This window comes from Mycobacterium sp. E2238 (genome assembly GCF_001672665.1).
GTDB lineage: Bacteria > Actinomycetota > Actinomycetes > Mycobacteriales > Mycobacteriaceae > Mycobacterium.
Genome location: NZ_LZKF01000005.1, coordinates 1 through 980 on the forward strand (window position 1 = coordinate 1; position 980 = coordinate 980).

Below are 980 nucleotides of genomic sequence, written 5' to 3' on the forward strand. Positions count from 1 at the left end.
TTCACCACGCCCACGACCTTGACGTGGTCGAAATGCGGCACGTCGCTGAAATCAGTTCCGCCGAAACACAGGAGGGCCCGCTCGCCGAGGTTCGCGCACGCCGAGCTAATCATTTCGACTGTGGCGGAGGGGGATTCGAGCGGTATGCTTCCCGAACCGAAGCAAATCGGCGGTGTTCCCGCGGCGATCCACGACGCTACGTCCTCGTCGGCGTCCGTGGTCAGCTCCATCGTCAGTGCGCCGACGAATGGTCGCCGGTCGCCCCATTTTCTGGCCCATTCGGCCGCCAGGCCGGGGAAGCAGACTGAGTCGTACGCCTGGATTTCCAGCGATTCGCGTTCGGCGATCCTTCGCGGCGAGGCAACCGTTGCCTTGGGGAGCCCGAGTTCGCGGCGCTGCGTGTCCTCGACCTTCTTGTTCAGGCGCCAACTGAACCAGTCGAACGCCGTCATCGCCGAGCGGCTCAACGGCGCCGGCAGCATCGAAACGGTCTGGCCGTTCGGCCGCATGGGGACGTGATGCAGCGTGGCAAACGGGATGTCGTAGTACTCCGCGACGTTGGCGGCGGCCTGCTCGAAATTCAGGCCGGTGCACAATAGGTCAGCGTCGGCGGCGAGGGACGTCAGCGCCGCGCTGACCTCGCCCCAATGCCGGATGAGGGGCTCCCAGACCTTGCGCATCAACCTGATCGGGCTGCGGATCGTCCAGATGTTCCGGAAGAACTCAGCCCACATGTTGCGGAGGAACTCCTCGTCCAGGAAGTCGTGCAGTTCCGGGCCGTACGGGACCGCCGCGAGCCCGGTGGACTCGGCGAAACCCATCAATTCCGGTGGGACGGCCACGGCCACGTCGTGCCCTCGGCGCAGCAGCTCGCGGCCGACCGCTGCCAATGGCTCGATGTCGCCGCGCGTTCCGTAGCCGGCGAGGGCGAATTTCGTCACGGGTCCTAGCCTTGCAGTTGCCGTGCGCCGGCGACGTCA

The 980-nt window shown here is 65.9% G+C and carries 1 protein-coding gene; it reads right to left on the reverse strand.

The window, feature by feature from the left end; genetic code table 11:
* On the reverse strand, positions 1-941 hold a 941-nt coding region (locus tag A5711_RS00485), incomplete at its 3' end, for a glycosyltransferase (protein ID WP_067942997.1).
* Positions 942-980: the final 39 nt, after the last annotated feature.